Origin of the sequence: uncultured Oscillibacter sp. (assembly GCF_950073225.1) — a bacterium.
Classification (GTDB): Bacteria; Bacillota; Clostridia; order Oscillospirales; family Oscillospiraceae; genus Oscillibacter.
The window spans coordinates 15,692-39,923 of the sequence record NZ_CATMPS010000026.1 but is presented as its reverse complement, the minus strand read 5'-3'; the positions used below and the strand labels follow the sequence as shown (position 1 = coordinate 39,923).

Below are 24,232 nucleotides of genomic sequence, written 5' to 3'. Positions count from 1 at the left end.
CGGTCGTCCAGCGTCAAAGTCCTCACCTAAATCACCCCTTTCACCCGTTTCTGCCCCCGTTTGGGTAAAAAAATAATGCAGAAAAAGGTTGAAAAACCTTTTCTGCATTTAACTTACTACATCAGCGTTGATTTACCGGCCCGGCTGCCTTACAATAAACGTCAGTACAACGATAAGGAACGGACAAGCTATGAACGACTTCAAGCAGCGCTACATATCCGCCCGGAAACGGGTCATCGCCGGGGACCTCCGGCGGCTGAACGACGCCCAGCGCCAGGCCGCCATGGCCACCGAGGGGCCCCTGCTCCTCCTGGCGGGGGCGGGCAGCGGAAAGACCACCGTTTTGATCCAGCGGGTCTACAACCTGCTGACCTATGGCCGGGGCAGCGACTCCGACTTCGTCCCGGAGGACGCGTCGGAGGAGGACCTGGCCTTCCTGGAAGGCTTCCCGGAGGCTCCCTCCCCCCTGGACTTCGACCGGGCCCGGCGGCTGTGCGCCGTGGACCCGCCCCGGCCCTGGGAGATCATCGCCATCACCTTCACCAACAAGGCCGCCGGGGAGCTGAAGGACCGCCTGGCCGCCCGCCTGGGGCCGGAGGCCAATGACGTCTGGGCCTCCACCTTCCACTCCGCCTGCGTCCGCATCCTCCGGCGGGACATTGACCGGCTGGGCTTTGCCAAGGACTTCACCATCTACGATACCGACGACTCCCGCCGGGTGGTGAAGGACATTTTGAAGGAGCTGAACCTGGACGACAAGGCCTTCCCGCCCAAAAACGTCCTCTCCGTCATCAGCAGCGCCAAGGACCAATACCTGGGCCCGGAGGAATTCGCCCGGCGGCACAGCGCCGAAACCGACTGGCGCATGGCCCGCATCGCCAAAATCTACGCCGCCTACCAGAAAAAGCTGGCCTCCGCCAGCGCCCTGGACTTCGACGACATCATCTTCCACACCGTCACCCTGCTCCGTCAGGAGCCGGAGGTGCTGGAATACTACCAGAGGAAATTCCGCTACGTGCTGGTGGACGAGTACCAGGACACGAACCACCTCCAGTATCTCCTCACCGGCCTTCTGGCGGGGGGGCGCCGGAACCTCTGCGTGGTAGGCGACGACGACCAGTCCATCTACCGCTTCCGGGGGGCCAACATCGAGAACATCCTGAATTTTGAAAAGCAGTATGACAACGCCCGGACCATCCGGCTGGAACAGAATTACCGCTCCACCCAGAACATCCTGGACGCGGCCAACGCCGTCATCCGGCACAACGCGGGCCGGAAGGGAAAGACCCTCTGGACGGAGAACGGCGGCGGGGAGAAGGTCGGCGTCCGCACGGTGCTCAACGAGCAGGACGAGGCGGCCTTTGTGACGGGGGACATCCTCACGGCGGTGGGCCGGGGGGCCCGCTTCCGGGACGCCGCCGTGCTCTATCGGATGAACGCCCAGTCCAACGCCCTGGAATACGCCATGAAGCGCAGCGGCGTGCCCTACAAGGTTGTGGGGGGCATGAAGTTCTTTGACCGGGCGGAGGTAAAGGACATGCTGGCCTACCTGTGCGTTTTGAACAACCCCCTGGACGACCTCCGGCTCCGGCGGATCATCAACAGCCCCGCCCGGGGCATCGGCGGCACCACCATGGACAAGGTGGCGGCGCTGGCGGAGCAGCAGGGGGCGTCCCTGTACGAAATCTGCCGCAACGCGGACCTCTTCCCGGAGCTGAAAACCCCGGCGAAGAAGCTGCTTCAGTTCGCGGACCTCATCGACGGCCTCCGGAAGGCCGGGGGAAGCCTGGCCCTGCCGGAGTTTTACGACGCGGTGTGCGAGCAGACCGGCTATACCCAGGCCCTGAAGGATAAAAACGACATGGAGAGCCGGGGCCGCCTGGAAAACGTCCAGGAGCTGAAGTCCAACATCCTGGGCTTCCTGGACCGCCAGCCGGAGGACGCCACCCTTTCGGGCTTTTTGAACGAAATCGCCCTGTACACGGATCTGGATTCCCTGGAGGGAAGCGACGACTGCGTGACCCTGATGACCATCCACGCCGCCAAGGGCCTGGAGTTCCCCCTGGTCTACGTGGTGGGCATGGAGGAGGGGGTCTTCCCCGGCAGCTCCGCCCAGTATGAGGAGGACGAGCTGGAGGAGGAGCGCCGCCTGTGCTACGTGGCCATGACCCGGGCCAAGGAGCGGCTGACTCTGACCCACGCCCGCCAGCGGATGCTCTACGGCAAGACGGCCAGCAACCGGGTTTCCCGCTTTTTGGAGGAGGCGCCGGAGGAGAACCTGAACTGGGAGGGCCGGGACCTCCGGCCCGGCGGAACCTTCGGCTCCTCCTACACAAGCGGCTTCTACGGCGGCGGGGACGGCTCCGAAGGGGCCCGGCGGCCCGTTTACGCCCGGCCTGCCCGGCCTTCTTACCAGGAGGCCCGCCGCACCGCCGTCAGCCAGACGGCGGCCCCCTCCATAGCCCTAAGCAAGGGGGATCGGATTGAGCACGGCGTTTTCGGCAAAGGGACGGTGCTGTCCGTCCAGCCCATGGGGGGCGACGCCCTGGTCCAGGTGGACTTCGAGGGCGCGGGCCAGAAAAAGCTGATGCTCAAAGCGGCGGCAAAGCACCTAAAGAAACTGGATTCCTGAAGAAAGCGCCGGAGGAAAATCCTCCGGCGCTTTGACGCTTAGCAGGTACAGCCCCCGCAGGGGATAAGCTTGATGCACTCCGCGCTGATCTGGGGCGGGATGCTCATGGTCATCGCGCCGCTGTATTCGATGCAGACGCACTGGCCCGGGCGGAAGCAGCAGGCGTTGTTGGTATGGACCAGCACCTCCTGGCAGCCGCAAAGGTCGCAGACCAGCAGATCGCAGCAGTTCACCCGCAGGATGCGGGCCTTCATGATCACGGGCTCCCGGCATTCCGCGGCCTGGGCGCACTCATTGCAGACAGGTTCCATAAGAGGACCTCCTTATTCATAGGATGTACTCCATCCTATGCGCGGGGCCCCTCAAAGGTCCCGGAAGCGCTCCTGGAACCGCTTTTGGGCAAAGGCGTCCACCTCCTCCCGGAGGGCCTGATAGGCGGCAAGCAGCGCCTCCGCCTCCTCCGTCAGCGCCGCGCCGCCGCCGTGGCGTCCCCCGATGGTGGAGTCCAGGAGCTTGTACCCCAGGGACTCCTCCGCAGTGCGGACGATGCGCCAGGCCTTGGAGTAGGCCATGCCCATGGACCCCGCCGCCGCCCGGAGGGAGCGCTTCGCCCGGACCTCCTCCAGCAGCGCGGCCACGCCGGGGCCGAAGCGCCGCTGGCCCTCTCCGTCCAAAAGGCGGAGGGTGACGGCGAGGCGCAGGTCAGGACTGTGATTCATGGGATATACTCCTTTCGCTCCACCAGCTGGGGCTCGCCGTCCCAGAACTCCCAAAGCTCGGTAAAATAGGAGACGGTGCCATCCCCATTGCCCTCATAGACCGGGACCTCCCGGCTGGCCAGGACCAGGTCTGCCTCAATGCTCCACTCGGCGGGCCGGGGGCGGAGGAAATCTCCCTCCCTGGGGAGCCAGACTTCCCGTGCGCCCTCCCGCTCTACGTCCAGATAGCCGGAATCGGGCTGGAAGTCCCGGACCAGCCGTTCCACCCGGTGCAAATACAGGCTTCCGTTCCCGTCAGGCCAGTAGTACTCCGTAACCCACTGGGACCCTGCGGAGCCGGATTTATATTCGGCGGTGGTTTCCCCGCTTTCCGGATGGGCCTCCGCCCCCTGGAGGATACAGGCGAATTGATACTGCCCCGCCTCCCGGTCCCAGGTCCAATAGTAATAGGGGATCATGTTGTTGCACCGCCCGGCGAAGAGGCCGAAGTCTGTATCCCCGTCAAAGTTCAGGTCCAGCTCGTCCATGCAGTCTTCCGTGCTCCAGCAGTCGGTGTAGTCGCTGTCCTCAACCCCTTCGCTTACAATGCCCTCCCGGGCCTGGACAGTCTGGATAAGCGCGTCCCCGTCGTACACCCGCACCTCCCGGACGCCATAGCTGTATTCGTCGGCCCGCCGGCCGAAGGCCTCCAGCCGCAAGGTCCGCCCGTCCGCCAGGGGCGCGTCCAGGGTCAAAAGGACGTGGTCTTCCGTCTCCTCCCCGGGGTCCTCCAGGGCTTCCTCCTCCGGCGCGGCGGCCTCCGGGGCTTCCGGGACCGGCGGGGCCTCCTCCGTCTCCGCCGGGGCGGCGCAGGCGGAGAGCAGCAGCAGGGCCAGCAGTAAAATCAGTACACGGTGCATATCCCACGATTCCTTCCAATCCAGATTTGATAGACCCAATATAACAGGTTTTCCCGCCAAAGTGGTAACAAAAAGGTGACAGTTTTCGATTTCTTCCCCTCCGGCCTGGAAATCAAACCCAGCTTGACATCCCGCCCCGCCGGCGGTATCATGTTATACAGGAAAAAATCGGCTCGGGTCCGGGCCGGTGGAAAATCGTCAGGAGGGTTTTCTTATGGAAAAGAAGGTAAAGAGAATCGGCGTTCTTACCAGCGGCGGCGACGCGCCGGGCATGAACGCGGCGGTGCGGGCGGTGGTCCGGGCCTCCATCGCCCGGGGCATTGGCTGCATCGGCATCCGCCGGGGCTGGAACGGCCTGATCACCAGCGACTTTGTGCCCCTGACCTCATCCAGCGTCAGCCACATCATCAACAAGGGCGGCACCATGCTCTACACCGCCCGGAGCCTGGAGTTCATGGAAGAAGCGGGCCGGGCCAAGGCCCTGGCCACCTGCCGTCTGCTGGGTCTGGACGGAATTGTGGCCATCGGCGGCGACGGCACCTTCCGGGGGGCCCTGGCCATCTCCCGCCAGGCCGCCAAGGACGGCATGGATCTCCGGGTGGTGGGCATCCCCGCCACCATTGACAACGACATCGGGTGCTCCCACTACACCATCGGCTTTGACTCCGCCTGCAATACGGCCATCGAGTGCATCGATAAGCTCCGGGACACCATGCAGTCCCACGAGCGCTGCTCCGTGGTGGAGGTCATGGGCCGCCACGCGGGCTACCTGGCCCTGTACGTGGGCATCTCCGTGGGCGCCACCGCCGTGCTGATCCCCGAGCGGGAGCCGGACTTTGAAAAGGACATCGTGGAGAAGATCCGCCGGGCCCGCCTAGCGGGGACCACCCATTACATGGTGGTGGTGGCCGAGGGCGCGGGCAGCGCCATCGAAATCAGCCAGCGCATCCACGACGAGCTGGGCATCGACCCCCGGGTGACGGTGCTGGGCCACATTCAGCGGGGCGGCTCCCCCACCGCCCGGGACCGGGAGACCGCCAGCCGCATGGGCTATGAGGCGGTGAAGGTCCTGGCCGAGGGCACGGGGAACCAGATCATCGGCATTCAGAACGGCCTCCTGACAGACATAGAGATGGAGGAGGCCCTGGCCATGACCAAGCCCTTCCAGATGGACCGCTATCAGATTCTGGAGGCTCTGACCAACAGCTGCGGCCCGGACTTCTAATCCGTCCTGCGAAAAACCGGCAGGGAAGATACATATAGGCTGGGGCCGGGGGCGTTTTGCCCCTGGCCCCGCGACAAATAGGAGGAGTTATGGAAAAAGTCAGACTGGGGCGGACGGAACTGATGGTGACGAAGACGGCCTTCGGCGCCCTGCCCATCCAGCGGATTCCCAAGGCCGACGCGGTGAAGCTGGTCCGCCGGGCCGTAGACGGCGGGATCAACTACTTCGACACCGCCAACATGTACACCGACAGCGAGGAAAAACTGGGCGAGGCCCTGGAGGGCGTGCGGCAGAATGTGGTCATTTCCACCAAGAGCGGCGGGGGGGACAAAAAGACCGTCCTCAGCCACATTGAAAAGAGCCTCCGCTCCCTGCGGACAGATTACATCGATCTCTTCCAGTTCCACAACCCCGCCAAGCTGCCGGATATAAACGACCCCGACGGCCCCTTCGCCGCCGCCTTGGAGATGAAGGAAAAGGGCTATATCCGGCACATCGGCATTACGAATCATCGCCTTGCCGTCGCCCAGGAGGCTATCCGGTCCGGGAACTTCGAGACTCTGCAATTCCCCTTCTGCTACCTCACCACCGAGAAGGAGCTGGGGCTGGTGGAGGACTGCGCCAAGGCGGACATGGGCTACATCGCCATGAAGGGCCTCTCCGGCGGCCTTCTGAATAACGCCGAGGCGTGCTACGCCTTCATGCAGGAGTACCCCAATGTGGTGCCCATCTGGGGCATCCAGCACGAGTGGGAGCTGGACCAGTGGCTGGAGCTGACGGAACGGAACCCCCGCCTCACGCCGGAGCTCCGGGCCGTCATCGAGACGGACCGGAAGGACCTGGCGGGGAGCTTTTGCCGCTCCTGCGGCTACTGCCTCCCCTGCGCCGCCGGGATTGACATTCCCCAGGCGGCCCGGATGTCCGCCCTGCTGCGGCGCTCACCCTACCAGCCCTACATGTCGGACGCCTGGCACGAGAAGATGCACCAGATTGAAAACTGCGTCCACTGCGGCGCCTGTAAGAGCCGCTGCCCCTACGGGCTGGACACGCCGAACCTGCTGGTGGAGATGCTGAAGGATTACGACGCGTTCTACGAGGAACATCACAATGACTGAGCCTCGGAGTCCAAAGAGACGGCCCCTCCTCCGGCTGGGCCTGGGTCTTTGCGCCCTGGCGGCGCTGGCGCTGATGTTCGGCTGTTCCCCGGAGAAGGCCGCCCCGGAACCGGGGGACCCGCCCCGAATGGAGGAACCCCTCCCCGCCGTGTCCCCGGACACCCTCCCAGAGAAAGAACCGGAGGAAGCGCTCTCGCCGGACGGGCTTCCCCTGGTCATCCCCCTGAGGGCAAACGAGGAGGCGCCCACGGCCCTGGAGGAGGGAGACCCGGCGGCGGCGCTGGCCTCCGGGGACGCGGTGTTCTCGGACCGGCTGGACTCCGGCGTGGAGCTGGAGATCCGCCGGGCCAATCCCGTGCCGGATCCCACCGGCCGCCCGGGAATCTTTTACGACGTGTACGCCCTTACCCGGACCCCGGACACGGAGTGGAGGGTCCTGGGCCGCCTGGCGGACGACAACATCTATGTATTTTACGGTGACCGCCTGGACGCGGCGGAGCGGGTGCCGGATATTCTGGGCCAGGAGGGCTGGCAGATTTCCTTAAACATTGGCGCGGCGGCGGTGGTCAGCTGGTACTTCGCCGCCACGCCCCAGGGGGCGGAGTTCCTTTTTGATGTAGGCAGCAGCCAGGAAGCCCAGGTGGCGGACCTGGACGGCGATGGCCAGGGGGAGGCCTGGGAGTACTACAACCACGGCGAGGCCGGCTGGTCCTTCTACGACCGGGACGCAGAAGGGCGGCTTTGGCGGTACTTTCTGCCCGCAGGGCCCGGGGCCCCGCTGGACGAGGCGGAGTCGGAAAAGGGCCCTGTCCCGGCGGGCATGGAGGGGAACGCCCTCCTGGAAGAGGACGGGAACCCCCTTGGCCCCTATCTGCTGAAGGACGGGGCGCTCCATCTGCAAGAAGAACGTGAACCATAGACAGACGCGTCCCCGCCGGAAACCCGGCGGGGACGCCGTTTTGCTCAGGAACGGGCCCCTGTGGAAAAGGGGCCGGGGAAATCCTTCCCCGGCCCTGAGGCCCGTTCCGGGGGACGCTTACTTTTTCAGCTGCTTCTGGAGCCAGTCCTTCCCGTCTACGAACCGGGAGACGATGAAGCAGGTCACATAGTCGCCCGCGGCGTTGATCATCGTCGCCGGGGGGTCCACCAGGTTGCCGATGACCACCAGGATGGGGAAGGCAATCTCCATCTGGGCGGGGAAGAAGATGGAGCAGATGATGTACTCGCCGATGTACCCGCCGCCGGGGACGCCGCTCATGCCCACGGAGCTGAGCACCGCCACCAGCACCACGGGAATCAGCATCCCAAGGTCCAGCCGCTGGCCGAAGACCCCCAGCACAAAGGCGATTTTCAGCACGCAGGAGAAGCAGGACCCGTCCATGTGCATGGTGGCCCCCAGAGGCAGCACCATGTCCGCCACGTCCTTGCGGATGCCGGTGTCCGCGGCCTCCTCCATGTTGGTGGGAATCGTCGCCACAGAGGAGCAGGTGCCCAGAGACACCACGGCGGGTTTCGTGATGTGCCGGAACATGACGCCGATGGCGCCCTTGCCGCCGCCGAACCGGGCGAAGAGGGGCCAGGCGGTGAAGATATAGACAAAGCACAGGGGATAGTACACCGCCAGGGCCCGGGCGTAGTTCTCCGTAATCTGGGGGCCGTAGGTAGCCACCAGGTCGGCGAAGAAGCCGAAGAAGGCGATGGGGGCGTAATAGGTAATGATCTTCACGAATTTCAGCATGACGCTGGCCAGGTCGTCCAGGAACCGCCCCACGGGGGTCTCCCTGCCGCCGTTGAGGTTCACGGCAAAGCCGAAGAGCAGGGAAAACACAATCAGGGGCAGCATGGCCCGGCGGGTCAAAAGGCCGCTGAAATCACTGGCGGTGAAGAAGTTCACAATCATGTCCGCCAGGGTGGCGTACTCCCCAATCTCCTCCGCGGCCAGGTTCGTCCACGCGGCGGGCACCGGCGGGAAGACCATCATCAGCACATACATAATGACGGCGGCGATGGCCCCGGTGACCACGAAGGTCCCCACGGTGACGCCCATGATCTTCCCCGCCCGCTTCCGGCTCTCCATGTTCGCCACGGCGCTGGAGATGGAGGCGAAGACCATGGGGACCACCACGCAGAACATCAGGTTGATGAACACGGTGCCAAGGGGCTTGAGGACCGTGGCGCCGGTGCCGGATATGACGCTTCCGTCCCCGTCCACCTGGGCGGGCCAGACCCAGCCCAGAATGGCGCCCAGAATCATGGCCCCCAGCATAACGGCTAAAAAGGCGTAGTTTTTCGCAATGGATTTCTTTTCCATAATGTCCCTCCTGTTTTACTCACACAATGGCTGATACGTCAAATCCTCGTCCGCAACCTCGCCGGTGCAGACCACGTTGGTGGGCCCGGTAAGGCAGAGCTCCGTAATCTGGCTGTGGACCCGCTCCGCGTCCACATACAGCGTCCCGCCGGTCATGTCCGCCCGGACCCGCTGCCCGCTGACCTTTCCCTGAAGGGCCAGCACCGCCGCTACGGACCCGGTGCCCGTGCCGCAGGCGTAGGTAAAGTCCTCCACCCCCCGCTCGAAGGTCCGCTCGAAGAAGCGGTCCTCCCCGGTGAGCTCGTAAAAGTTCACATTGGCCCCCTTGGGGAACGCGGGATTCCAGCGGATTTTCCGGCCCAGCTCCCGAAGCTCGTTCTCGTCGGCGTTTTGCAGGTTGTGGTACGGGACCACCGCGTGGGGCAGTCCCGGGTCCCCCAGCTCCACGTAGGAACAGGCGTACCGCACGCCGTCCACCTCCACCGGGCAGTCCAGTTTTATCGTGGCGGGGTCGTTGAGGCGGACCCGGTAGAGCCGGCGGTCGATTCTCCGGCCAAACACCATTCCGGCGGTGGTCTCCACGGCCTGGGCCTCCTTGGCAAGGCCGTTTTCAAAGCCGTAGCGGCAGATGCACCGGGCCCCGTTGCCGCACATCTCCCCCACGCTTCCGTCGGAGTTGAAGAACAGCATCTTGAAGTCGCCGCCCTGGTCCGCCGCCTCCACCACCATCAGCCCGTCGGCCCCGATGGACATGCGCCTGCGGCACAGCGTCCGGGCGATTTGGGGAATGGCCTCCAGGGGCAGGTGCTCTTCCAGGTTGTTGAGGATGATAAAGTCGTTTCCGGCCCCGTTCATCTTCCAGAATTTCATGGGTCCTTCCTCCTTGTCTGCTCTTCATTATAATCGCACTCTCCGCAAATGAACACCGGAGAATGTGCTGGAAACCTTGCAAAAAGTGCGGGTTCCGTTGGCCCCCGCCGTTGACACGCCCGCTAAAATGTGCTATATCCATATCAGGCGGGAGGGGAACGGCTTGGCCTCCGTACATAGGAGGTGACAGCGTGACGGTTCTGGAAACCCTGGCGTTGCTGAACCTGCTAGCCGTTGTGATCTTTGGCGTTATTAACGTAACGAAAAAGAAATAACCGGCCCCCCGCATAGGAAACCGGCATTTCTACAGATTTTAAATCTTGTGAGGAAGAGCCGGACCTGTGTGCTCAGGTTGCCCCTCTTGCCTTGATTATACCAGCCCTTCCCCGGGCTGTCAACCATAAATCCCGGAAAGGAGGCCCCGCCATGCCCCGTAAGAACGCCCGGAACACCAAGGGCCGCATCATCGCCGCCGCCTGGAAGCTCTTTTACGAGCAGGGCTATGAGGACACCACCATCGAGGACATCGTCTTTGAGTCCGAGACCTCCAAGGGCTCCTTTTACCATTACTTCGACGGCAAGGACGCTTTGCTCGGCACTCTCTCCAACGTCTTCGACGAGAAGTATGAGGCGCTGCGCCCCGCCCTCTCGCCGGAGCAGGACGCCATCGAGAAGCTGGTATTCCTGAACCATGAGCTCTTCGCCATGATTGACGGGGGCATCTCCCTGGACCTGCTGGCCCGGCTTCTCTCCACCCAGCTCCTCACCCGGGGGGAAAAGCACCTGCTGGACCGGAACCGGACCTATTTCAAGCTCCTGCGGAGCATCATCGCCGAGGGCCAGCGGGCGGGCCAGCTGCGGGCGGACCGGACCGTGAACGAAATCGTGAAGGCCTACGCCCTCTGGGAGCGGGCGCTGCTGTATGACTGGTGCCTCTGCGGCGGGGAGTACTCCCTGGTGGCCTATACGGACGCCATGACCCCCACGTTCCTGGAGAGCTGGCGGGGCTGAATCTGCATATGTCAAATATTTTTCCTAAAAACAGTACGGCTGAAAAGGCCTGCTGTTCCGCCGTTTTGTAGAAATGCCACAGAACGAGGTGTAGACTGCATTCTATACCTCGTTCTGTCTTTTATTCTAGTGAAAAGTATGCTATGATAGCACCCACTGAACGGAAAAGGAGAGAGATTTCATGTCTACCGCACAAATCTGCATCATGGGTACGATTATTCTGTACCTCTGCTTCGTCATCTTCACCGGGGTGATGATCGGCCGCCGCTCCAAGAAGAGCGCCGAGGGCTTCTACCTGGGCGGCCGGGGCATCGGCCCCCTGGTCACCGCCATGAGCGCCGAGGCCTCCGACATGAGCAGCTATCTGCTCATGGGCATTCCGGGCCTTGCGTACCTCTCCGGCGTGGCGGACGCCAGCTGGACCGCCATCGGCCTGGCTGTTGGCACCTACCTGAACTTCCTGCTGGTTGCCAAAAAGCTCCGCCGCTACAGCGTGAAGCTGGACGCCATCACCATCCCCAGCTTCATCTCCAAGCGCTATGGGGAGAAAAAGCCCGTTATCATGTGCATCTCCGCCCTGATTATTCTGATTTTCTTCGTGCCTTATGTGGCCTCCGGCCTTGCCGCCATCGGCAAGCTCTTCAACAGCTTATTTGGCTGGGACTACATGGCGGCGGTGATCATCGGGGCCATCGTCATTATCAGCTATACCTCCATCGGGGGCTTCAACGCCGTGGCCACCATGGACCTGATCCAGTCCGTCATCATGACCTGCGCCCTGGCCGTCATTGTGGTGTTCGGCGTGGTCCAGGCGGGCGGCATGGACGCGGTCATTGCCCACGCCCAGACCCTCCCCGGCTTCTTCAGCTTCACAGAGACTTATAACGCCGCCAGCGGCGCGGCGGAGCCTTACGGCTTCATCCGCATCGTCTCCATGATGGCCTGGGGCCTGGGCTACTTCGGCATGCCCCACATTCTGGTCCGCTTTATGGCCATCCGGGATGAAAACGAGCTGACCCTCTCCCGCCGCATCGCCGGGACCTGGGTGGTGATTTCCATGGGCGTGGCGGTGTTCATCGGCATCGTGGGCCACGCCGTCTCCGCCGCGGGCCGGGTCCCCTTCCTGGAGGGCAGCGCCACGGAAACCATCATCGTCAAGCTTTCCGACCTGCTGTCCACCTACGGCATCTTCCCCGCCATCGTGGCGGGCTGCATCCTGGCGGGCATCCTGGCCGCCACCATGTCCACGGCGGACAGCCAGCTGCTGGCGGCCTCCTCGGCCTTCTCGGAGAACATCGTCCAGGAGGTCTTCGGCGTGAAGCTGACGGAGAAGCAGACTATGCTGATTGCCCGGCTGACGGTGGTGGTCATCGCCGTCATCGCCCTCTTCCTGGCCTCGGACCCGGACAGCAACGTGTTCCAGATCGTGTCCTTCGCCTGGGCGGGCTTCGGCGCGGCCTTCGGCCCCGCCATCCTCTGCGCCCTCTACTGGAAGCGGAGCAACCGCCAGGGCATCATGGCGGGCCTGGTTGCCGGAGGCGTGATGATCTTCGTGTGGAAGTTCCTGGTGCGCCCCATGGGCGGCGCGCTGGACATCTACGAACTGCTTCCCGCCTTCGTGGTGGGCCTGGCGGCCATCGTGATTGTGAGCCTCCTGACCCCGGCCCCGGACGCGGGCATCGAAAAGCTCTTCGATGAAGTGAGGGAGAAGTAATTCCGGCGTGAAAGCCGCCCGGGGCGCGGTCCCGGGCGGCTTTTTGAATTTTCCCCTTGACAAAACCCGGTTCCCCCCGTACAATAGGGCCTGTTGAACGACGATGAAGGGAAAAAAGACGGGGATGTCCCGCCCTCAGAGAGCCGGCGGATGGTGCAAGCCGGCGGGGGAGCCCCTGTGCATGACTGGTCCCGGAGTCTCCCGCCCGAGAGGTAGGGCGGGGCGGTTCGCCCCCGTTACCGGGCCCCAAGGGCCGCGCATAAGCGGCTGAACAGGGTGGTACCGCGTGGACCCACGCCCCTGGCCGGTTTGGCTGGGGGCGTTTTTGTTGTTTGAGAAAGGAGAGAGGCCATGAGCGCAGGGTTTGGAATGGGTGGTTTTGCCAGCATGATGTTTACGATTGTCCCGATTTTCATCACGGTGATATTCGTGCTTGTCGTGGGCGGAATAATCCTGACTGTGGTCAGGGGAATCGGGACCTGGAGCAAAAACAACGCCTCCCCCCGGCTGACGGTATCCGCCCAGGTTGTAACCAAGCGGACGCAGGTTTCCCACCACCATCACCAGGACAGCATGAGTCATACCAGCACCGCCTATTACGCCACCTTCCAGGTGGAGAGCGGGGACCGGATGGAGTTCAGCGTCAGCGGGGCCGAGTATGGCATGCTGGCAGAGGGGGACCAGGGAAGCCTGACCTTCCAGGGGACCCGGTATTTGGGGTTTGAGCGGAGCTGAGGTTCTGCCGGGAGAATGGAAATCCCTGGGGGAATGGCCTGACCAGGGGGTCAGGCCCCACAAAGAGAGTTTCCCGGTCTACCGGAATGGTCCCATTATGGAAGTGGTCTACCGATAGAAGGGTGGGCCCCACAATGTCCTATTGGGAGAAGGGCAGTCCCGGAAGGAATGGGCCATGGGCAGCATGGAGGTTCCGGGGGAACGGGCCGCCGAGCACCCGCAAGGGGTACGCCGCCGCCGTAAGCGGCAAAGCCGCCAACGGCGGACGCAGGGCGGCGGCCCCTACAGGTCCGTTTATCGGAGCATCAGCGGCAGCGAAAAGAGGAGCTGGTCCATTCGATAACCACCAAAACTCCCGCTCAAACTACGCCGCGGGCTGAAGACTTGCGTACCCGGAGGAAGCACGCCTTGCGCGTCCCCCGTCTTTCGTCCCCCCGCAGGGGCGATACTTCTTTTTCTCTTTTGGACCGTGCACGGCCCGTTTTCTCTTTTTCTTCTGGCAAGAAAAAGAGAAAATGGGGGGTGCATTGCACCAGCCATCGCTGGTATCCAATCCCCCCCGCCCGAAGGGCAAGCAAAATCCCCCGCTTTGCAAAAGCGCCATAATCGCCATATTATCAATAAAAGGAGATCACACATGAAATACGATTTCACCGCCATAGAACAAAAATGGCAAGCCAAATGGCTGGAAGAAAAACCCTTCACCGCCGTCAACGGCGACAGAAGTAAGGAAAAATTCTTCGGCCTCATCGAGTTCCCCTACCCCTCCGGCCAGGGCCTCCACGTGGGCCACGCCCGGCCCTTCACCGCCATGGACATCATCTGCCGGAAAAAGCGGATGCAGGGCTTCAACGTCCTCTTCCCCATCGGCTACGACGCCTTCGGCCTGCCCACGGAAAACTACGCCGTGAAAAACCACATCCACCCCGCCAAGGTCACCCACGACAACGTCTCCAACTTCCGCAAGCAGCTTCAGATGCTGGGTTACTCCTTCGACTGGGACCGGGAGGTCAACACCACGGACCCGGATTACTACAAGTGGACCCAGTGGATCTTCCTCCAGATGTTCAAGAAGGGCCTGGCCTATAAGGCCTCCATGCCCGTGAACTGGTGCACCAGCTGCAAGATCGTCCTGGCCAACGAGGAAGTGGTGGAGGGCGTCTGCGAGCGCTGCGGCGGCGAGGTCATCCGCAAGGAGAAATCCCAGTGGATGCTGGCCATCACCAAGTACGCCGACCGGCTCATCGACGATTTGGAGGACGTGGACTTCATCAACCGGGTCAAAATCCAGCAGCGCAACTGGATCGGCCGGTCCGAGGGCACGGAGGTGGACTTCACCGCCACCAACGGCGACAAGCTGACGGTCTACACCACCCGCTGCGACACCCTCTTCGGCGTGACCTACATGGTCATTTCCCCGGAGCACCCCTATCTGGAGCAGTGGAAGGACCAGATTCAAAACTGGGACGAGGTAGCCGCCTACCAGGCGGAGGCCGCGAGAAAATCCGACTTCGAGCGGGGCGAACTGAACAAGGAGAAAACTGGCGTCCGCCTCCAGGGTATCGAGGCCGTGAACCCCGCCAACGGCAAGCGCGTCCCCCTCTTCGTCTCCGACTACGTCCTCATGGGCTACGGCACCGGCATCGTCATGGGCGTGCCGGGCCACGACCAGCGGGACTGGGACTTCGCCACGGCCTTCGGCCTGCCCATCGTGGAGGTGGTCCAGGGCGGCGACATTACGAAAGAGGCCTTTGTCCTCAAGGACGACACGGGCGTCATGGTAAACTCCGGCTTCCTCAATGGTATGACGGTAAAAGAGGCCATCCCCGCCATGAAGGAACACGTGACGAAGGAGGGCTACGGACGGCCTAAGACCAACTTCAAGCTCCGGGACTGGGTGTTCAGCCGCCAGCGCTATTGGGGCGAGCCCATCCCCCTGGTGAACTGCGAAAAGTGCGGCTGGGTCCCCCTGCCGGAGTCGGAACTGCCCCTGCTCCTTCCCGAGGTGGAGAGCTATGAGGTCACCGACACCGGCGAAAGCCCCCTGGCGAAGATGACGGACTGGGTGAACACCACCTGCCCGAAGTGCGGCGGCCCCGCCCAGCGGGAGACGGACACCATGCCCCAGTGGGCGGGCTCTTCCTGGTACTTCCTGCGCTATATGGACCCCCACAACGACAAGGCCCTGGCCTCCAAGGAGGCCCTGGACTACTGGTCCCCCGTGGACTGGTACAACGGCGGCATGGAGCACACCACCCTCCACCTGCTATACAGCCGCTTCTGGCACAAGTTCCTCTACGACATCGGGGTCGTCCCCACCAAGGAGCCCTACGCCAAGCGCACCAGCCACGGCATGATCCTGGGCGAGGGCGGAGAGAAGATGTCCAAGTCCCGGGGGAACGTGGTGAACCCCAACGACATCGTGGCCCAGTACGGCGCGGACACCATGCGCCTGTATATCATGTTCGTGGGCGACTTCGAGCAGGCGGCCATCTGGTCCACCGAGGCGGTGAAGGGCTCCAAGCGATTCCTGGACCGGGTGTGGAATCTGGCGGAGAGCGCCAAGGACGACCCCAATCCCTCCCCCGCCAACGAGGCGGTTCTCCACCGGACCATCAAAAAGGTCACCGGGGACATTGACAGCCTGAAAATGAACACGGCCATTGCCGCCATGATGACAGCGGTCAACGAACTGACGGCCAACGGGGTCACCAAGGGGGACATGCGGCCCCTGCTCCAGCTGCTGAGCCCCTTCGCCCCCCATATCACCGAAGAGCTGTGGGAGCGGTTCGGCTTCGCGGCGGAGACGGGGAAGATGTGCTGCCAGAGCCAGTGGCCCGTCTACGACGAGCGAAAGACCGTGGCGTCCGCGGTGGACTTCGCCGTCCAGGTGAACGGGAAGCTGAAGGGGACGGTCACCATGCCCACGGACAGCGAGGAGGCGGCGGTGGTAGAAGCCGCCCTGACGGTGGAGAAGGTGCAGAAGGCCACGGCGGGGATGCAGGTGGTCAAGACCATCTTTGTGAGAAATAGGCTGGTGAATTTGATTGTGAAGCCCCAATAACATTGGGGGGATTCAGCTATGATGATAGCTGGTCCATTTGCACCCCCCATTCTCTCTTTTGCGAAAAGAGAGAATGCGCCGTGCACGGTGGAAGAGAGAAAACGGAGGCGCGCAAGGCGTGCCTCCGTTTTTTTGAATGTCTCCAGTCCGCGGCGTGGTGCAAGCGGGGGATTTGGCGGTCGACGCATGGACTGTCCGGTCCTCCTCGCTGCCGCTAACCTAGCTGTGGACTGTGGGGCCTGACCCCCTGGTCAGGCCATTCCCCCAGGGACTGCCCTTCTCCCAATAGGACCTCCGCAGGGGCAGACTCCCCGCCAACCCTCAGGAATCCTTTTTCCCCTCCAGCTCAATCCTGCCATGCTTGGCCTCATAGGCCTCTACGGCGTCCCGGATTAAAATCAGAACCTGGCTGTTGGCGGAGCGCCCCTCATAGGCGGAAATCACATGAAGCTTGTGCAGTAATTGCTCGTCAATGCGGATGGTGTAACCTTTTGTTCCGTCTTTTCTCATAGCGTAACCTCAAAACAATTATAAAATGGTTGTGTTATATATTTACTTTACAACCGCTTTATGGTATGATGGGCGAAATGGTTGTATAATATAACCCAAACAACCAAAATATAACCGCAGAGGAGGCCGCTATGTCACACTATCAGAAAATGTATTCCGTCTTATTCAACGCCGTATCCGACGCGCTGGGGGAACTGGATAAGCTGAACATTGGCGCGGCAAAGGAATACCTCAAGGAAGCCCAATTCCACACGGAGGAAATTTACATGTCCCAGGACGGCGGAGACGCCGCCCAAGAGGAGAAAGGCGCCAAGGAATAAGGCGGCAAAGAAGAGGGCCCCGTCCATCGGACGGGGCCCTCTCTATTAGCGGCAAATCAGGGGGTCACTTCTTCGGCTCCTCGGACTCAAACACCGCCTTGGCGCTGGCGGCAAGACCCGCCAGGCCCTGGAGCTCGCTGGGAATGATGATCTTCGTCGCCTTGCCGTCGGCCACCTTCTGCATGGCCTCCAGGGCTTTCAGCTTCACTACCTGGTCGTTGGGGGCGGCGTCGTTCAAAAGCCGCAGGGACTCCGCCAGGGCGGTCTGGACCCGGGTGATGGCCTCGGCCTCCGCCTCGGCGGCCATGATGCGGGCCTGCTTTTCGCCCTCGGCCTGGAGAATCGCCGCTTCCTTGGCCGCCGTGGCCCGGAGGACGGCGGCTTCCTTCTCGCCCTGGGCCACCAGCACCTGGGACTCCTTCTGGCCCTGGGCCTGGAGGACGGATTCCCGGCGCTCCCGCTCGGCCTTCATCTGCTTTTCCATGGCGCTTTGGATGTCCTTGGGGGGAATGATGTTCTTCAGCTCCACCCGGTTGACCTTGATGCCCCAGGGGTCCGTGGCCTCGTCCAGGATGGCCCGCATCCGGGAGTTGATCACGTCCCGGCTGGTGAGGGACTGCTCCAGGTCCATGTCGCCAATGATGTTCCGCAGGGTTGTGGCGGTCAGGTTTTCAATGGCGTTCATGGGGTGCTCCACGCCGTAGGTATAGAGCTTGGGGTCCGTGATTTGGAAATAGATCACCGTGTCAATCTGCATGGTGACGTTGTCCTTGGTAATGACGGGCTGGGGCGGGAAGTCCGCCACCTGCTCCTTCAAGGACACCTTCTTGACCACCCGCATGACGAAGGGCACCTTCACATGCGGGCCCTGGTTCCACACGGTGTGGAACTGGCCCAGCCACTCCACCACATAGGCCCGGGACTGCTGGACGATATGGACGTTGGAAATGATCAAAATGACCAGCAGGACAATGACAACGGAAACAGGAATCCACCACATTATGTTCTTACCTCCACTTTCTCTGAATATTGGACCAGGAGCTTGACGCCCTCGATCTTCTGTACCTTCACCTGGGTCCCGGCGGGAATGACGGCGCCGTCGGCGCTGCGGGCGGTCCAGGTTTTGCCGTCCACGTAGACGGCGCCGGAGGCCCGGTCGTTGTCCACGGGCTCCGTGACCTTGGCCGTCATGCCCACCACCCGGTCGGAGTTGGTAGGGATACGGGGCCTGGTCATAAAGCGCCGGACCAGGGGCCGGGTAATCACCAGCGCCAGGGCGGACACCAGGGCGAACACCAGCACCTGGGTCGCCTCCGGGGAGAGCCCGCCCAGGGCCCAGCCGGACATGCAGGTGAAAAGCGCCGCCAGGGACCCGGCCACGAACCAGATGGAGATCATGCTCTCCGTGACCACCTCGGCCACGCCGAAGAGAACGATGGCCCCCAGCCAGAGCCAGATAAACATGCTCATAGAATGCCTCCTTTCCAATCGGCCTCAGCTTTCTTATTCAGTATAGCATATCCGCTATAGAAAAAGTGTTTCAATTCAGTAACAATTCACAAAGGGGGCCTGAACCCCTCCCGGCGGCAGTTGAAAAGGGCGGAAACTCCTGGTATACTAAGACGGCAGAATCGAAAAGGAGGGACTCCCTGTGACCTTAACCATCCCCTGCCTCCTGGGCTTAGAGGCCCTGGTGGCCGACGAGATCAAGCGCCTGGGCCTGGCCGGCGTCCGGGCGGAAAACGGCCGGGTCCACTGCGAGGGGACCCTGGCGGACATCCCCCGGCTGAACATCGGCCTGCGCTGCGGGGCCCGGGTGCTGATGGAGCTTGGGGAACCTTTCCCGGCCCCGGACTTTGAGGCCCTGTTCCAGGGGGTCCTGGCCCTGCCCTGGGAGGACTTCATCCCCCGGGAGGGGGAATTCCCCGTAAAGGGCTACTCTCTGAATTCCGCCCTCCACTCCGTCCCCGCCTGCCAGGCTATTGTGAAAAAGGCCGCCGCCCGGCGGCTGGGGAACGCCTACGGCTGCGAGACCCTGCCGGAGACGGGAAGCCGCTATCAGATTCAATTCGCCATCATCAAGGACCGGGCCTCCCTGTACCTGGACACCTCCGGCGAGGGGCTCTACAAACGGGGCTACCGGGCCCGGAATATGGGCGCGCCCCTGCGGGAGACTCTGGCGGCGGCGCTGGTGACCCTCTCCCGCTACCGGGGGAAGGACCCCTTCTGCGACCCCTTCTGCGGCTCGGGCACCATTCCCATCGAGGCGGCGCTCATCGCCAAGAACCGGGCCCCGGGCCTGGACCGGCGCTTTGCCGCCCAGAAGTGGAAGTCCATGGACCCCAAGCTGTGGATGGACGCGGCGGAGGAGGCGCAGGACAAGGAGTTTCACGGGCACTACGACATCTGGGGCGGGGACATCGACCCGGCGGCGGTGGAGCTGGCCCGGCACAACGCGGCCCTGGCGGGGGTGGAGGACTGCGTGCGCTTTGAGGAGGCGGACGCGGGGAAATTCCGCCGCGGCGGCGAGTACGGGCAGCTGGTGACGAACCCGCCCTATGGCGAGCGGCTGCTGGAAAAGGAGGAGGCGGAGGCGCTGTACCGGGCCTTTGGCAAGGCGCTGGAGGACCTGCCGCCCAAGTGGCGGGTGATTGTGCTGAGCTCCCACACGGAGTTCGAGCGGTGCTTCGGCCGCCCGGCGGACAAGAAGCGCAAGCTCTACAACGGGATGCTGAAATGCGACGCGTTTTTCTATGGGCGCTGAAAAAGGGGACGGGAATTTTCCCGTCCCCCCTTGCAACGGCGGAGAAAGTGTGGCATAATAGGAAAGGTCTATGCAGCGGTATCGAAGTGGTTATAACGGCCCTGACTCGAAATCAGGTGTACCCGCAAGGGTACCGTGGGTTCGAATCCCACCCGCTGCGCCAGCTCAGGAATTCCCCTTACCGCTGCGCTTCCCGCCCCGAAGGGGCGGAAAGCTCCGCCGGACGGGGAATTCCTTCGCCTTCACCCGCGAACCGCTTTGCTGGGTTCGCGGGTGATTTTTTTTGCGGGGGACGAAGGACGAGGGACGAGGGACGAGGGACGAAGGACGGGGGTAAGGGGGGGATGCCGCTTTGCTTCGCTTGCGGCGGCGGTTGTGGGATTTGTAGAAAATTCCTTGTGCAAAATAGGCGTTTTGTGGAATTTGGCGGAGGGCGCTTGACAAGGTTCACCTTTCCGGATATACTGCGGTCTGTAAATACTGGCTTGTATAAGTTCATGATCGGATGAGCGTTTCTACCAACTGCCGTAACAGTTGACTACAAGTTTTTGGGCCTGGCCCTGAAACTTGTGGTCTTTTTGTTTCGGCGGTTTTTTGTTTTCCCCCGCCGGCGGAGGAAGACCGCCGCTCTCCAATACCAGCGGACGCTTTGTGCGCACATGGCGGCTGCTCATGCGCTTATCCTGCCCGTATGATCTCACGCGGAAACCGCGTATTTGGGAGGTAACGCATGAGCAGTCTTTTTGTGAAAAACGCCTCGGCCATCGTCACCTGTGACGAACAGGATACCGTACTGGAAAACGCCGGTATTCTCATTCGGGACGGGGCCGTGGCCTATATAGGGGCTGAATCCCAGGAGGCGGACGAGGTCCTGGACGCCTCATGCTGTATTGTCTATCCGGGGCTTATCAATACCCACCATCATCTCTACCAGACCTTCAGCCGGAACCTGCCCCAGGTGCAGAACATGGAGCTGTTCGACTGGCTGAGGACGCTGTATGAGATCTGGAAGAACCTGGACGGCGATGCAATTTATCACAGCTCCGTCGTGGGCATGGGGGAGCTGCTGAAAACCGGCTGCACCACCGTCTTTGACCACCACTACGTCTTCCCCGGCGGGGCCGGGGACCTGCTGGAGGCCCAGTTTGCCGCCGCCGGGGACCTGGGGGTGCGGATGGCCGCCTCCCGGGGGAGCATGGACCTGAGCAAAAAGGACGGCGGCCTGCCTCCCGACAGCGTGGTCCAGACCGTGGATGAAATTCTCCGGGACTGCCGGAGGGCGGTGGAGAAGTACCACGACCCCCGGCCCCTCTCTATGCGGACAGTGGCCCTGGCCCCCTGCTCCCCCTTCAGCGTCTCGGCGGAGCTGCTGCGCCAGTCGGCCATTCTGGCCCGGGATCTGGGGGTACGGCTTCACACCCACCTGTGTGAGACGAAGGACGAGGAGCGTTACGTCCTGGAAAAGCACGGAAAGCGGCCCCTGGCCTATATGGAGGACCTGGGCTGGGTGGGCCCGGACGTATGGTATGCCCACGGCATCCACTTCAACGATGAAGAATTGAAGCTGCTGGCGGACACGGGCACGGGCGTCGCCCACTGCCCCATCTCCAACATGAAGCTCTCCTCCGGCGTGTGCCGGCTTCCCGAGATGCTGGAGCTGGGGGTTCCCGTGGGCCTGGCTGTGGACGGCAGCGCCAGCAACGACGGGTCTAATCTTCTGGAAGAGCTTCGAGCGGCCTATCTGCTCCATCGTCTGTGCTCCAGCGAGAAGGCCCCCAGCGGGTACGACCTGCTGAAAATCGCCACCCGGGGCAGCGCCCGGGTGCTGGGCCGGGCGGACATCGGCTCCCTGGAGCCCGGCAAGGCCGGGGACCTGTTTATGATCCGCCGGGACCGGCTGGAACTGGTGGGGGCGGACCTGGATGTCAAGTCCATGCTTGGCACCGTGGGCTTCAAGGGCCCCGTGGACGCCACGGTGGTGAACGGCCGGGTCGTGGTCAAGGACGGCCGCCTCACCGGCATCGACGAGGAAAAAGCGGTCCGAGAGGCCCGGGCCTGCTGCCAAGCGTATTTGAACCGCTGAGTGTATTTTGAAAATCACTCCGCGGGTCTCCCGCGGAGCTACGGGAGGAACACAGCATGAACGCTGATCGAAAAAGCACCCGCGAACAGGACCGGAAAATGGTCTATGAGCTGGACGGCCGTCCCAGCCTCTCCACGGCGGTCCCTCTGGGCCTCCAGCATGTGCTGGCCATGTTTACCTCGAACCTGGCCCCCATCCTCATCATCGCCGGGGTCTGCGGACTCTCCGGCGCGGACACGGTGACCATGGTCCAGTGCGCCATGTTCGTCTCCGGCCTCACCACCTTCATCCAGCTTTATCCCCTGCGCCTTGGAAGCAGGTACCAGGTGGGGGCGCGGCTCCCCATTGTCATGGGCACCTCCTTCACCTTCGTGCCCACCGCCTCCGCCGTGGGCGCGGCGGGCGGCATCGGGGCCGTGCTGGGGGGATGCCTGGCAGGCAGCTTAGTGGAGGTCTTCATGGGCTTCTTCTATTAAGTACATCCGCCGGTTTTTCCCGCCGCTGGTGGTGGGCTGCACGCTGGTGACCATCGGCGTAAACCTGCTGGGCATCGGCGTGGACTACTTTGCCGGAGGCGCGGGAGCGGCGGACTACGGGTCCTTGAAAAATCTGGCCGCGGCCTCCTTCGTGCTGGTCATCGTCATTCTCCTCCAGCGCTTTGGAAAGGGACTGGCAAAGAACGCCGCCATTATGAGCTTTGCCGCCCTGTTTGTCACCTCCGGCCTGGAGACCATCGGCAACACCTCCGGCATCACCATGGCGGGCTTCAGTGAGCGGAACATCCTGGTCATGGGCCTGACCTTCGTCTTCGGCATCGGCGTGCCCGCCCACCCGGAGGCCGTGGCCCAGCTCCCCGGCTTCATCCGCTTCATCTTCAACGACGCGGTAACGGCGACCTGCATCGTGGCCATCATCGCCAACGTCCTTTTCCCCATGAAGGACGCGGCGGACATTGAAAAGGCCAAGGAGGCCATGCTGGGCTGAGGCCCGCAAAAAGCGGCCTGAGGGAGGAGTTCCTCCCTCAGGCCGTTTCCGCCTCCCGCTTGTCCATCCTCGCCAGGAAGAAGGCCAGGCCAAACCCGGCGGCGGCGCAGAGGGCGGAGAGGGCCATCTCCCCCGCTCCGGTGTACTCCGCGGGAATGATCACCAGGGTGGAGGCGATCACAAAGCCCAAAATCCCGTGGAAGGCCACGGCGTAGTGCCGCCGGAAGAACCAGGTCACCAGCCGGGCCAGCAGGGCGATGGTGAGAAACATCCCCGGCAGGGCGGCGGCGAGGACCAAAAAGTCCAGCCGCGCCAGCCCCTCCAGCATGGGCCGGTAGAGCCCCAGGGCCATCATGACGGAGGAGGAGGTCATGCCGGGGATGACCACCCCCATGCCCCACAGGGCGCCGCAGAAGTTGTACCACCAGAAATTCGGCTCCACCTGGACGTGGACCACCCGGCTGACGTAGAAAAGCCCCGCGAACACCGCCGCCGCGCAGAGGAGGAAGCTCCCCCAGGCGGAGGCGGAGCGGCCCTCCTTCCCCGCCTCCCGGAAGAGGGAGGGGGCCGTCCCCGCGATGAGGCCGATGAACAGCCAATAGGTCACCGCGTCGGAGAGGGTCATGGCGGCGGCGACGCCCTTGGCCACCCCCAGAAAGCCCGCCGCCCACCCCAGGCCCAGGGGGATCAGCATCCGCCAGTACCGGGGAACCGCCTTCCGCGGCCGGGTCAGCACCTCCATAAAGGGCCGGTAGATGCCGAACACCACCGCCAGCACCCCGCCGGAGACCCCCGGCAGAATGGCCCCCGCGCCAATCAGCGCGCCGCAGAGGAAGTCCCGGAGCCAGTGGGCCCGCCGCCGCTTCCGCTCGTCCATTCTCTCTGCCCCCCTCTCTGAACGCCTGAAATCTCATCGGAACATAATAGCAGTTTTGCCGGAGACTTGCAATCCGATTCTTGTTTTCCAGGCAAAAATTCTCCCGGTTTTTCAGGGTCTTTGTGGATTCCGCCGATAATTTTAAGGAGACGGAAGGAGTTTTCTGTGCCCTTCGCCGTTGACAGCGCCGGGCAAACCGTGTAAACTACAAAGCACTTCAACAATTGAAAACCGCAAAGACGATGAAGAGAAGAGTACGCCGGATGAACCGTCAAAGAGAGCCCCGAGAGGTGAAAAGGGGCACGGAGGGGCCGGCCGAACATGGTCTTGGAGTTGCGCCGCCGACTGCCCCAGGGGCATAGGCCGCGACGGGAGCGCCCGTGACAGCGCAGGAGTGTG

Annotated in this window: 22 protein-coding genes, 1 tRNA gene and 1 riboswitch; of the genes, 14 read left to right on the top strand and 9 right to left on the bottom strand. The window is 62.9% G+C overall.

The features are described 5' to 3' along the window. The first annotated feature begins 190 nt into the window (after nt 1–190). A complete protein-coding gene (locus tag Q1M04_RS11890; protein ID WP_297998662.1) occupies nt 191–2,632 on the top strand; it encodes an ATP-dependent helicase in 2,442 nt (813 codons plus the stop codon). Between the two features lie 38 nt (nt 2,633–2,670). Here Q1M04_RS11890 and Q1M04_RS11885 read toward each other — a convergent pair whose 3' ends face one another. Genes Q1M04_RS11885 through Q1M04_RS11875 form a run of 3 tightly spaced genes read right to left on the bottom strand, consistent with a single transcriptional unit; the run spans nt 2,671 to nt 4,250 of the window. After that, nucleotides 2,671–2,943 (bottom strand): hypothetical protein, encoded by a 273-nt coding sequence (locus Q1M04_RS11885; RefSeq protein WP_293280690.1) that lies wholly within the window; start codon nt 2,941–2,943, stop codon nt 2,671–2,673. Nucleotides 2,944–2,994: 51 nt separating this feature from the next. Next, a complete protein-coding gene (locus Q1M04_RS11880; protein ID WP_297998665.1) occupies nt 2,995–3,351 on the bottom strand; it encodes a winged helix-turn-helix domain-containing protein in 357 nt (118 codons plus the stop codon). Beyond that, nucleotides 3,348–4,250: a hypothetical protein gene (locus Q1M04_RS11875; RefSeq protein ID WP_297998667.1), complete on the bottom strand. Its 903-nt coding sequence runs from the start codon at nt 4,248–4,250 to the stop codon at nt 3,348–3,350. The genes Q1M04_RS11880 and Q1M04_RS11875 overlap by 4 nt, the downstream gene beginning before the upstream one ends. Nucleotides 4,251–4,464: 214 nt before the next feature. Between Q1M04_RS11875 and Q1M04_RS11870 the strand changes: the two genes are divergently transcribed. The 3 genes from Q1M04_RS11870 (at nt 4,465) to Q1M04_RS11860 (ending at nt 7,509) form a co-directional block, all read left to right on the top strand. Further along, nucleotides 4,465–5,475, top strand: coding sequence for an ATP-dependent 6-phosphofructokinase (locus Q1M04_RS11870; protein WP_293280696.1), 1,011 nt, complete (start codon nt 4,465–4,467; stop codon nt 5,473–5,475). A gap of 89 nt (nt 5,476–5,564) precedes the next feature. Next, nucleotides 5,565–6,590: an aldo/keto reductase gene (locus tag Q1M04_RS11865; RefSeq protein WP_297998669.1), complete on the top strand. Its 1,026-nt coding sequence runs from the start codon at nt 5,565–5,567 to the stop codon at nt 6,588–6,590. Beyond that, nucleotides 6,583–7,509 (top strand): hypothetical protein, encoded by a 927-nt coding sequence (locus tag Q1M04_RS11860; protein ID WP_297998671.1) that lies wholly within the window; start codon nt 6,583–6,585, stop codon nt 7,507–7,509. The genes Q1M04_RS11865 and Q1M04_RS11860 overlap by 8 nt, the downstream gene beginning before the upstream one ends. 117 nt (nt 7,510–7,626) lie before the next feature. On the opposite strand, the gene Q1M04_RS11855 is transcribed toward Q1M04_RS11860, so the two are convergent. Beyond that, complete coding sequence (locus Q1M04_RS11855) at nt 7,627–8,901, bottom strand: dicarboxylate/amino acid:cation symporter (protein WP_297998674.1); 1,275 nt, start codon at nt 8,899–8,901, stop codon at nt 7,627–7,629. A gap of 15 nt (nt 8,902–8,916) precedes the next feature. After that, nucleotides 8,917–9,771 carry a diaminopimelate epimerase gene (dapF, locus tag Q1M04_RS11850; RefSeq protein ID WP_293281502.1) on the bottom strand — a complete coding sequence of 285 codons (855 nt, stop codon included), beginning with the start codon at nt 9,769–9,771 and terminating at the stop codon, nt 8,917–8,919. 426 nt (nt 9,772–10,197) lie between these two features. Here dapF and Q1M04_RS11845 point away from each other — a divergent pair, with 426 nt between their 5' ends. From Q1M04_RS11845 to leuS, 4 genes are all read left to right on the top strand, one after another. Then, on the top strand, nt 10,198–10,782 hold the full coding sequence (locus Q1M04_RS11845) for a TetR/AcrR family transcriptional regulator (RefSeq protein ID WP_204790167.1): 585 nt from the start codon (nt 10,198–10,200) through the stop codon (nt 10,780–10,782). Nucleotides 10,783–10,963: 181 nt separating this feature from the next. Further along, nucleotides 10,964–12,496, top strand: a complete 1,533-nt coding sequence (locus Q1M04_RS11840; RefSeq protein ID WP_297998676.1) for a sodium/proline symporter — start codon at nt 10,964–10,966, stop codon at nt 12,494–12,496. Nucleotides 12,497–12,847: 351 nt separating this feature from the next. After that, the gene (locus tag Q1M04_RS11835; protein ID WP_204790169.1) at nt 12,848–13,231 is read left to right on the top strand and encodes a DUF2500 domain-containing protein; all 384 of its coding nucleotides are present in this window, start codon (nt 12,848–12,850) and stop codon (nt 13,229–13,231) included. A gap of 637 nt (nt 13,232–13,868) precedes the next feature. Beyond that, nucleotides 13,869–16,295, top strand: coding sequence for a leucine--tRNA ligase (gene leuS, locus Q1M04_RS11830; protein ID WP_297998678.1), 2,427 nt, complete (start codon nt 13,869–13,871; stop codon nt 16,293–16,295). 321 nt (nt 16,296–16,616) lie between these two features. Here the strand turns inward: leuS and Q1M04_RS11825 are convergent, their stop codons facing one another. Beyond that, nucleotides 16,617–16,805, bottom strand: coding sequence for a hypothetical protein (locus tag Q1M04_RS11825; RefSeq protein WP_297998680.1), 189 nt, complete (start codon nt 16,803–16,805; stop codon nt 16,617–16,619). A 131-nt stretch (nt 16,806–16,936) separates the two neighbouring features. On the opposite strand from Q1M04_RS11825, the gene Q1M04_RS11820 reads away from it, so the two are divergent. After that, a complete protein-coding gene (locus Q1M04_RS11820) occupies nt 16,937–17,125 on the top strand; it encodes a hypothetical protein (protein ID WP_204791261.1) in 189 nt (62 codons plus the stop codon). A 64-nt stretch (nt 17,126–17,189) separates the two neighbouring features. Here Q1M04_RS11820 and Q1M04_RS11815 read toward each other — a convergent pair whose 3' ends face one another. Further along, nucleotides 17,190–18,125, bottom strand: a complete 936-nt coding sequence (locus Q1M04_RS11815) for an SPFH domain-containing protein (RefSeq protein WP_297998681.1) — start codon at nt 18,123–18,125, stop codon at nt 17,190–17,192. Next, complete coding sequence (locus Q1M04_RS11810; RefSeq protein ID WP_297294847.1) at nt 18,125–18,595, bottom strand: NfeD family protein; 471 nt, start codon at nt 18,593–18,595, stop codon at nt 18,125–18,127. The genes Q1M04_RS11815 and Q1M04_RS11810 overlap by 1 nt, the downstream gene beginning before the upstream one ends. 181 nt (nt 18,596–18,776) lie before the next feature. Here Q1M04_RS11810 and Q1M04_RS11805 point away from each other — a divergent pair, with 181 nt between their 5' ends. The 5 genes from Q1M04_RS11805 (at nt 18,777) to Q1M04_RS16185 (ending at nt 22,956) form a co-directional block, all read left to right on the top strand. Further along, entirely contained in the window at nt 18,777–19,889 is a 1,113-nt protein-coding gene (locus tag Q1M04_RS11805) for a class I SAM-dependent RNA methyltransferase (protein WP_297998683.1), read from the top strand. Nucleotides 19,890–19,961: 72 nt separating this feature from the next. After that, nucleotides 19,962–20,052 (top strand) — tRNA-Ser (locus Q1M04_RS11800). A 302-nt stretch (nt 20,053–20,354) separates the two neighbouring features. After that, nucleotides 20,355–20,450: riboswitch (purine riboswitch) on the top strand. 169 nt (nt 20,451–20,619) lie between these two features. Further along, nucleotides 20,620–21,972, top strand: coding sequence for an 8-oxoguanine deaminase (locus Q1M04_RS11795; protein ID WP_297998685.1), 1,353 nt, complete (start codon nt 20,620–20,622; stop codon nt 21,970–21,972). 56 nt (nt 21,973–22,028) lie between these two features. Then, a complete protein-coding gene (locus Q1M04_RS16190) occupies nt 22,029–22,448 on the top strand; it encodes a solute carrier family 23 protein (protein ID WP_366131935.1) in 420 nt (139 codons plus the stop codon). 46 nt (nt 22,449–22,494) lie between these two features. Next, entirely contained in the window at nt 22,495–22,956 is a 462-nt protein-coding gene (locus Q1M04_RS16185; protein ID WP_366131937.1) for a hypothetical protein, read from the top strand. 37 nt (nt 22,957–22,993) lie between these two features. Here Q1M04_RS16185 and Q1M04_RS11785 read toward each other — a convergent pair whose 3' ends face one another. Beyond that, nucleotides 22,994–23,833 (bottom strand): DUF368 domain-containing protein, encoded by an 840-nt coding sequence (locus tag Q1M04_RS11785; protein WP_293280755.1) that lies wholly within the window; start codon nt 23,831–23,833, stop codon nt 22,994–22,996. Nucleotides 23,834–24,232 lie beyond the last annotated feature (399 nt).

Excerpts from the sequence above, each read along its gene's own strand:
- Q1M04_RS11880 (WP_297998665.1), bottom strand. The coding sequence starts at position 3,351 with ATGAATCACAGTCCTGACCTGCGCCTCGCCGTCACCCTCCGCCTTTTG.
- dapF (WP_293281502.1), bottom strand. The coding sequence starts at position 9,771 with ATGAAATTCTGGAAGATGAACGGGGCCGGAAACGACTTTATCATCCTC.
- Q1M04_RS11845 (WP_204790167.1), top strand. The coding sequence starts at position 10,198 with ATGCCCCGTAAGAACGCCCGGAACACCAAGGGCCGCATCATCGCCGCC.
- Q1M04_RS16190 (WP_366131935.1), top strand. The coding sequence starts at position 22,029 with ATGAACGCTGATCGAAAAAGCACCCGCGAACAGGACCGGAAAATGGTC.
- Q1M04_RS11810 (WP_297294847.1), bottom strand. The coding sequence starts at position 18,595 with ATGAGCATGTTTATCTGGCTCTGGCTGGGGGCCATCGTTCTCTTCGGC.
- Q1M04_RS11785 (WP_293280755.1), bottom strand. The coding sequence starts at position 23,833 with ATGGACGAGCGGAAGCGGCGGCGGGCCCACTGGCTCCGGGACTTCCTC.
- Q1M04_RS11890 (WP_297998662.1), top strand. The coding sequence starts at position 191 with ATGAACGACTTCAAGCAGCGCTACATATCCGCCCGGAAACGGGTCATC.
- Q1M04_RS11865 (WP_297998669.1), top strand. The coding sequence starts at position 5,565 with ATGGAAAAAGTCAGACTGGGGCGGACGGAACTGATGGTGACGAAGACG.
- Q1M04_RS11795 (WP_297998685.1), top strand. The coding sequence starts at position 20,620 with ATGAGCAGTCTTTTTGTGAAAAACGCCTCGGCCATCGTCACCTGTGAC.
- Q1M04_RS11875 (WP_297998667.1), bottom strand. The coding sequence starts at position 4,250 with ATGCACCGTGTACTGATTTTACTGCTGGCCCTGCTGCTGCTCTCCGCC.
- Q1M04_RS11870 (WP_293280696.1), top strand. The coding sequence starts at position 4,465 with ATGGAAAAGAAGGTAAAGAGAATCGGCGTTCTTACCAGCGGCGGCGAC.
- Q1M04_RS11835 (WP_204790169.1), top strand. The coding sequence starts at position 12,848 with ATGAGCGCAGGGTTTGGAATGGGTGGTTTTGCCAGCATGATGTTTACG.
- Q1M04_RS11860 (WP_297998671.1), top strand. The coding sequence starts at position 6,583 with ATGACTGAGCCTCGGAGTCCAAAGAGACGGCCCCTCCTCCGGCTGGGC.
- leuS (WP_297998678.1), top strand. The coding sequence starts at position 13,869 with ATGAAATACGATTTCACCGCCATAGAACAAAAATGGCAAGCCAAATGG.
- Q1M04_RS11840 (WP_297998676.1), top strand. The coding sequence starts at position 10,964 with ATGTCTACCGCACAAATCTGCATCATGGGTACGATTATTCTGTACCTC.
- Q1M04_RS11885 (WP_293280690.1), bottom strand. The coding sequence starts at position 2,943 with ATGGAACCTGTCTGCAATGAGTGCGCCCAGGCCGCGGAATGCCGGGAG.
- Q1M04_RS11855 (WP_297998674.1), bottom strand. The coding sequence starts at position 8,901 with ATGGAAAAGAAATCCATTGCGAAAAACTACGCCTTTTTAGCCGTTATG.
- Q1M04_RS11820 (WP_204791261.1), top strand. The coding sequence starts at position 16,937 with ATGTCACACTATCAGAAAATGTATTCCGTCTTATTCAACGCCGTATCC.
- Q1M04_RS11815 (WP_297998681.1), bottom strand. The coding sequence starts at position 18,125 with ATGTGGTGGATTCCTGTTTCCGTTGTCATTGTCCTGCTGGTCATTTTG.
- Q1M04_RS11825 (WP_297998680.1), bottom strand. The coding sequence starts at position 16,805 with ATGAGAAAAGACGGAACAAAAGGTTACACCATCCGCATTGACGAGCAA.